Source organism: Lachnospira sp. (assembly GCF_016290755.1).
GTDB classification, from domain to species: Bacteria; Bacillota; Clostridia; order Lachnospirales; family Lachnospiraceae; genus Lachnospira; species Lachnospira multipara.
Genome location: NZ_JAEEVD010000078.1, coordinates 1 through 7,042, shown reverse-complemented (window position 1 = coordinate 7,042; position 7,042 = coordinate 1). Strand labels below are relative to the sequence as shown.

The following is a 7,042-nucleotide window of genomic DNA, read 5'->3' as shown; positions in this document are numbered from 1 at the left end:
ACGTTTAGGAATAGCTTATAAGCTTATGAATATTTTAGAAGAAAAAGGACATGAAAGAGGCATCAATGCATTTTTCCTAGAAGTAAGAGAATCCAATGATAAAGCTATAAAGCTATATGAGAAGCTAGGCTTTAAGCACCTAGGAAAGCGCAAGAACTTCTATGAGAAACCAAGAGAAGACGCCCTTATAATGTCCAAGATAATAAATAAAGATAATAATTAATAATTAATGAAAATCAAGATAACTTGCAATAGAAAGGTAAGAAAATGTTAGATGTATGTTTGCTAGGAACAAGCGGTATGTTGCCCCTTCCAGGAAGATGGTTAACATCAATGATGTTAAGATATAACGGCAGCAGTTTACTTGTAGATTGTGGAGAGGGAACACAGATAGCAATAAAAGAAAAGGGCTGGAGCTATAACCCTATAGATGTAATTTGTTTTACACATTTCCATGCCGATCACATAAGTGGATTGCCAGGTTTACTACTAACCATTGGCAACTCAGAAAGAACAGCCCCCCTAACCCTAATAGGGCCAAAGGGCTTGCAAAGAGTAGTTAACTCCCTTAGAGTAATCGCCCCTGAACTACCCTTTGAAATAAAATGTATCGAAATCACAGAGCCATCTGCTCACTTTAGTATCAATGGCTATGAGATAGATGCCTTTAAGGTAAATCACACAGTAGCCTGCTATGGCTATTCAATTAGCATACCACGAATTGGAAAGTTCGACCCAGTAAGAGCACGTGAATTAGAAATTCCAGTTCATTTTTGGAATAAATTACAGCATGGCGAAGATGTAGTGGTTAACGATAAGACCTTTACATCCGATATGGTAATGGGAGCTAGTAGAAAAGGCATCAAGGTAACCTATTGTACAGATACTCGCCCAGTACCAGCCATCGTTGAAAATGCTAAAAACTCCGACCTCTTTATTTGCGAAGGCATGTACGGAGAGAACGATAAAGATCACAAAGCAAGGGAATACAAGCACATGACCTTTAAAGAGGCAGCAAAGCTTGCAAAAGAAGCTAAAGTAGAAAGACTCTGGCTTACTCACTATTCCCCATCTTTAGTAAGACCTTGGGACTACGTAGATTCAATTAAGCACATTTTCCCAAAGGTAATTGCAGCTAAAGATCAGCAAAGCATAGAACTTAATTTTGAGGATGACTAATAATAAAAAATGTGATATTATATTTTTAGAATAACTCGTGAAATTATGTATATCGTTGGGGGACGAATACTATGAAAAAATACCTTAGAACCGTAATCGTAATAGGTGTGCTAGCAATAGCTGCGGTAGGTTATTATTTTTATCTAGCTAATAAAGATATAACCCAACAAGCAGTCGATCAGGCAGCCGCCAGCGATGAGGCCTCAGCATTAATCAATAGAGATATAGAAAAGACCTATCCAGAGTCGCCAAAAGAGGTGGCAGCTCTCTATGCCCGCATTAGTAAATGCTACTATGACAAGGACACTAAAGAAGAGTTAATTGATGGTCTTGCAAAGCAAGCAAGAATTCTTTTTGATGATGAGTTAAATCAAAAGCATCCATATAATGAATTTCTTGCTGGCCTAAAAGAAGAAATATCACAATTTAAAGGATCCAATATTTATATAAGCGGCTACACCGTTCAAACCGCCTCTGGCACTAGGTATGGAACCTTTGAAGGAAGACAGTATGCCACAATACATGTTCTCTATTATTTTAGAGAAGGCTCAACCCTTCGCAGTTCCTACTATAAGTACACCATGCGCAAAAACGACGCTGGCCAATGGAAGATTCTCTTCTGGGAGTTAGATACAACAGAGGAAGAGTAAAAAAGGAACTTGCGAATAAGCAAGAATCGTAATAGAATAATTTAGATAACTGGGGCTTAGTCAGGAAATCTGGCTAAGCCCAAAATATGTCATTTACTTTAGGAGTATTTATGAGTAATTTAACAAGTGAAGATATAAAAGCAGATACAGAAAATTTGAACAAAAAGGACATCACAATCCTAGCAATTGAAAGTTCTTGTGATGAAACTGCTTGTGCAATTGTAAAAAATGGACGTGAAGTAATCTCAAGTGTAATCAACACTCAGATTGCCATTCACACAGAATACGGCGGAGTAGTTCCTGAAATCGCCTCAAGAAAGCACATTGAAAATATTAACCCAGTAATAAAGAAAGCCTTAGCAGACGCTAACATGACTTGGGATGATATAGATGCAATCGCAGTAACTTACGGTCCAGGCCTTGTTGGCGCCCTACTTGTAGGTGTGGCAGAAGCAAAGGCTCTCGCATGGGCTCTTAAAAAGCCATTAGTAGGTGTTCACCACATCGAAGGTCACATCTCTGCAAACTTTATTGAATACCCAGATTTAAAGCCACCATTTGCAGGTCTTGTAGTATCTGGCGGTCACACACATTTAATAAAGGTTCTAGACTACGGCGAATACGAAATCGTAGGTAGAACAAGAGATGATGCCGCAGGAGAAGCCTTTGATAAGGTAGCTCGTGCAGTAGGCCTTGGTTACCCAGGTGGCCCAAAGATCGATAAATTAAGTAAGGAAGGCAATCCAGACGCAGTACAATTCCCAAGAGCACATGTGGATGATGCGCCATACGACTTCTCCTTTAGTGGAATCAAGTCAGCCGTCCTAAATTACATAAACCAGGCAGAGATGAAGCACGAGGAAATCAACAGAGCCGACCTAGTTGCTTCCTTCCAGAAGGCAGTAGTAGACGCCCTTGTATCAAGAGCCATCATGCTAGCTAAGGAAAGCGGCCTAAAGAAGCTTGCCATCGCAGGTGGCGTTGCAGCGAACTCTTGCCTTAACGAAACCCTAAGAAAAGAGTGCGAAAAAGAAGGCATCGAGTTTTACTCACCATCCCTTGTACTCTGCACAGATAACGCCGCAATGATAGGCGCCGCAGCATATTACGAATATATCAAAGGCACAAGACATGGCCTCGACTTAAACGCAGTGCCAAACCTAAAACTAGGCGAAAGAATTTAACTTAACAAGGCAGCAGCCCTAATACATACAAGTTACAATACTAATAAGCTATAATAACAAACTAGTCACAATAGGAGCGCAAACTATGAATTATTGCATACTTTTATCCGGTGGAAAAGGCAAAAGAATGGGTTCAAATACCCCAAAGCAGTATCTTGAAATACTAGGACATCCCTTGATTTACTACTCACTTAAAGCATTTCAGGAAAGCCCGCTAATCGACCGAATTATAATTGTTTCCTCACCAAACTACGAGAATTACTTCAAAGGAATCATAAAAGAGTATAATTTCGACAAAGTATATGGAATCGCCAAAGCAGGACAAGAGCGCTACGACTCAGTGTTCTCCGGTTTATCTATGATTCCCTCACATGATATTTCCGATGAAAATGTATGCCTCATCCACGATGGCGCCCGCCCGCTAGTGACAACTGACATAATAGAAAACTGCGTAGCCGACGCCCTTAAATATAAGGCAAGCGTTGCAGCAGTAAAAGCAAAAGACACAATCAAAGTGGCAAACAAAGAAGGCTTTGCCATAAAGACCCCAGATAGAGCCAGCCTCTATCAGATCCAAACACCGCAAAGCTTTGGCCTTAAGCTTGTAATAGATGCTTATAAGAAAATGTATGAAGCCCAGGAAACTAACGGTGTAACCGATGATGCTATGGTAGTATCAAAGTTTGCAGGCGTAGATCCATTTTTAACAGAATCAAGCTATAAGAATATAAAAGCCACAACCCCAGAAGATTTAGCAATCATAGAATGCTTTTTATCAAAGGCTATTTAAAATCATTAGACTTATAATTTAAATTAAAGAAATGATATAAGCCAACTTGACTAAAAAAAATAATGATACTATAATCTAATAAAAATTTATAATAATGAGGGAGGTCCTATGAACCAATTTAATTTAAAAAGAACTAATATTGTAGGTTTTTGCGCAGCAATTCTAGCATTTATTTTTGCTTTCTTACCAATTAAGAGAGTTGTATTAGATGCTAGTGAATTAGAAGATTGGCTTGAAGAAGGTTATAAGACATCATACAATCTTGTAAATTATAACTTCTTTGGTACATTATTCTTAATCGTAATTATTGCATTAATTGTGCTTTTTGTAATTCAGGCACTTGGTAAGTCAAATCCAGTATTAAATGCAGTAACAACAATCATTACAATTGCAGCATTAGTAGTATTTATCCTTGCTATAATCGTAAGCAACAACGATGTAAAGCAGTCAGAAAAGCTTATTGACGCCTACAAGGCATGGTTTGGTGATATCATCCAGATCAAGTTTGGCGCAGGCTTTGTGTTAGAACTTATTGTAACTATTATTTTAGCAGCATCATACTGGATTAACGAATGTGTTATCATTCCTTACGTATATAAGGCAGTACAGTATAGACCAGTATTAAACCCATTCGCTGCACTTACTAATGGACGTCCAGGTTACGGTGCAACTAATGCACAGTTCCAGGGTCAGCCACAGTACGGTCAGCCAGGACAGTTCCAGGGTCAGCCACAGCAGTATGGCCAGCCAGGACAGTTCCAGGGTCAGCCACAACAGTATGGCCAGCCAGGACAGTTCCAGGGTCAGCCACAGCAGCAGTACGGCCAGCCACAGTATCAGCAACCACAGCAGCAGTACGGTCAGCCAGGACAGTTCCAGGGTCAGCCACAGCAGCAGTACGGTCAGCCACAGTACCAGCAGCCACAGCAGCAGTATGGTCAGCCACAGCCGGCTCAGCCTCAGAACCCACAGGCTACACAGGCAAATCCTAATCAGCAGAACCAGTCTTTTGGCGGCTTCAACAATCAGCAGTAATCTGATTAGGCAATTATAGAATTTAATACAAATTGTATCTAATAAATAAAGGGAATTGTTCACTTATAAAGATAGGTGGGCAATTCCCCTTTTTATTTTGTGAAAAATTCACCTAGTTTTTAACAATTTAAAGCACTATAATTTTATGGCATTTACATTTATAAAATGAAAGAAAGGAAAACAAAAATGAAATATGTTAGACAGTTTCTAATTATTATTTTCATATCATTTGTGGGCGAGCTAATACACTACTATATTGACCTACCAATCCCTGGCAGCATTTATGGTATGCTAATATTATTTGTTTTACTTCAGTTTAAAGTTATAAAAGTTGAGCACGTAAAAGACATAGCCGACTTTTTAATAGAAGTTATGCCATTAATGTTTATCCCAGCAGGCGTAGGCCTACTTGAAAAATGGGGCCTCATAAAAGGGGTATGGCTCCCACTCACCATTACAATTATCGGCTCAACCCTAATTGTTATGGTAGTTTCAGGAAGAGTCTCACAATTAGTAATTAGGAAAAAAGAAAGATTAAATCAGGAGAGTTAATTAATCATGGAAGTATTAGAAAGTTCAGTGTTCTTTGGAGTAACCATAACCCTGATCACATACGCCATTGGCGTTTTAATAAAGAAGAAGCTTAAAATAGCCATATTCAATCCACTCCTTATCTCCATAGCTCTAATAATCATCTTCCTTGCCTTTACAGGAATCGACTATCAAAGCTATTCAGAAGGAGCAGATTTTATATCCTATTTGTTAACACCAGCTACAGTTTGCCTTGCAGTTCCAATGTATGAGCAAATGGACAGCTTAAAAAAGAACGGACTTGCCATCATGGCAGGCATCCTATCAGGTACCATAACTAGCATGCTCTGCGTTCTAGCCTGCACAGCAATCTTTAAACTAAACCACGAAACATACGTAACCCTATTACCAAAATCCATTACAACAGCAATCGGTATCGGCGTCTCAGAAGAAATGGGCGGCGTCATTACCATCACCATCGTTGCAATCATCGTAACTGGCATCTTTGGCAATATGTTTGCAGAACTCATATGCAAACTCTTTAAAATCCAGCACCCAATCGCAAAAGGCGTCGCCATCGGCACATCAAGTCACGCCATGGGTACATCAAAAGCAATGGAGCTCGGAGAAGTAGAAGGCGCCATCAGCAGCCTCTCCCTCGCTGTCGCAGGAATCCTCACGGTAATCCTTGCACCCCTCTTTGCTTCAATCTTATAATTATGAAAATGTACTTATATAGAAAGACAACATTCATATAATAATCAAGGCAGCTATACTACTTGCTAATTTAATGATCCTAAATGCGTATCAATTATCTACCATTTGTATGTATATTGATAGCCATCTGCAATTCGTATCTTTATATTTAGCATGTACATAGCTGCTTTTTATATTTCTGGTAGTCTATTTAACCCTTAAAAAGCAATTAAATTCCAAATTTAAATTAAGAATTAACAAAAGAAAACACCATAAAAAACCCTAAAATCAAAGAAAATCCCAAATTTTTTTCAACCGCTCAAATCTCTTTTAAAAGCAGTAAAAATCAAGCAACAATAACACTGGTCTAAGCTTACTTTTATTATGAAAATGCTAACCAAGCCAGTGTTTATCTAGCTTTACGACGTTTTTTGCCTTATTTTCTTATAATTTGATGTCAAAATTACTGATAAATAGACTGTCAAAAGGATTTGTAAAGTATAGAAATTATCGCAAAAAATCTAAAAAAAACTCGAAAAATGTGTTGACAAAAAATATTATGAATGTTATTATTATCAAGTCGCTGCGATACAGCAACGACAACAAAACAAAAAACATTAAGAAATGTTCTGGAGAGGTACCGAAGTGGTCATAACGGGGCGGTCTTGAAAACCGTTTGTCTTCACGGGCGCATGGGTTCGAATCCCATCCTCTCCGCTCAAATTTAAAATCACAGATTTTAAATTTGCCTATCAAATCCAAAGGATTTGATTTGAACCTTGACAACTGAACAGAATGACAACCTTGAAAATTCTTTGAAATATTCAAGCGAGTAATCAATCGTAAAACAAATTTTGTTTTGAAATGATTATCCTTAATAACAGTAATGTTAAACGGAAACGAAACTATTAAGCTAGTTCGTTCAGAACTAAGCTAAGGTAAAACTTTTTATGAGAGTTTGATCCTGGCTCAGGATG

General features: G+C 38.4%; 8 protein-coding genes and 1 tRNA gene. All 9 read left to right on the top strand.

Annotation, left to right across the window (positions count from 1 at the left end; genetic code table 11):
* On the top strand, positions 1-223 hold a 223-nt coding region (locus QVA17_RS11925), incomplete at its 5' end, for a GNAT family N-acetyltransferase (protein ID WP_287389163.1).
* A gap of 44 nt (positions 224-267) precedes the next feature.
* Positions 268-1,179 (top strand): ribonuclease Z, encoded by a 912-nt coding sequence (locus QVA17_RS11920; RefSeq protein WP_287389161.1) that lies wholly within the window; start codon positions 268-270, stop codon positions 1,177-1,179.
* A 71-nt stretch (positions 1,180-1,250) separates the two neighbouring features.
* Positions 1,251-1,829 (top strand): DUF6715 family protein, encoded by a 579-nt coding sequence (locus QVA17_RS11915; protein ID WP_287389159.1) that lies wholly within the window; start codon positions 1,251-1,253, stop codon positions 1,827-1,829.
* Between the two features lie 110 nt (positions 1,830-1,939).
* Positions 1,940-3,013, top strand: a complete 1,074-nt coding sequence (gene tsaD, locus QVA17_RS11910) for a tRNA (adenosine(37)-N6)-threonylcarbamoyltransferase complex transferase subunit TsaD (RefSeq protein WP_051195517.1) — start codon at positions 1,940-1,942, stop codon at positions 3,011-3,013.
* An 85-nt stretch (positions 3,014-3,098) separates the two neighbouring features.
* Complete coding sequence (ispD, locus tag QVA17_RS11905) at positions 3,099-3,803, top strand: 2-C-methyl-D-erythritol 4-phosphate cytidylyltransferase (protein WP_034246470.1); 705 nt, start codon at positions 3,099-3,101, stop codon at positions 3,801-3,803.
* A gap of 108 nt (positions 3,804-3,911) precedes the next feature.
* The gene (locus QVA17_RS11900; RefSeq protein WP_287389156.1) at positions 3,912-4,838 is read left to right on the top strand and encodes a hypothetical protein; all 927 of its coding nucleotides are present in this window, start codon (positions 3,912-3,914) and stop codon (positions 4,836-4,838) included.
* Positions 4,839-5,024: 186 nt separating this feature from the next.
* On the top strand, positions 5,025-5,390 hold the full coding sequence (locus QVA17_RS11895; RefSeq protein ID WP_027432165.1) for a CidA/LrgA family protein: 366 nt from the start codon (positions 5,025-5,027) through the stop codon (positions 5,388-5,390).
* Positions 5,391-5,393: 3 nt separating this feature from the next.
* Positions 5,394-6,086 (top strand): LrgB family protein, encoded by a 693-nt coding sequence (locus QVA17_RS11890; protein WP_442911572.1) that lies wholly within the window; start codon positions 5,394-5,396, stop codon positions 6,084-6,086.
* Positions 6,087-6,696: 610 nt separating this feature from the next.
* A tRNA-Ser gene (locus QVA17_RS11885) sits at positions 6,697-6,782 on the top strand.
* Positions 6,783-7,042 lie beyond the last annotated feature (260 nt).

Bases quoted from the DNA above. Each gene is read 5' to 3' on its own strand.
- QVA17_RS11920 (WP_287389161.1), top strand. From the start codon at position 268: ATGTTAGATGTATGTTTGCTAGGAACAAGCGGTATGTTGCCCCTTCCA.
- QVA17_RS11900 (WP_287389156.1), top strand. From the start codon at position 3,912: ATGAACCAATTTAATTTAAAAAGAACTAATATTGTAGGTTTTTGCGCA.
- ispD (WP_034246470.1), top strand. From the start codon at position 3,099: ATGAATTATTGCATACTTTTATCCGGTGGAAAAGGCAAAAGAATGGGT.
- QVA17_RS11895 (WP_027432165.1), top strand. From the start codon at position 5,025: ATGAAATATGTTAGACAGTTTCTAATTATTATTTTCATATCATTTGTG.
- tsaD (WP_051195517.1), top strand. From the start codon at position 1,940: ATGAGTAATTTAACAAGTGAAGATATAAAAGCAGATACAGAAAATTTG.
- QVA17_RS11915 (WP_287389159.1), top strand. From the start codon at position 1,251: ATGAAAAAATACCTTAGAACCGTAATCGTAATAGGTGTGCTAGCAATA.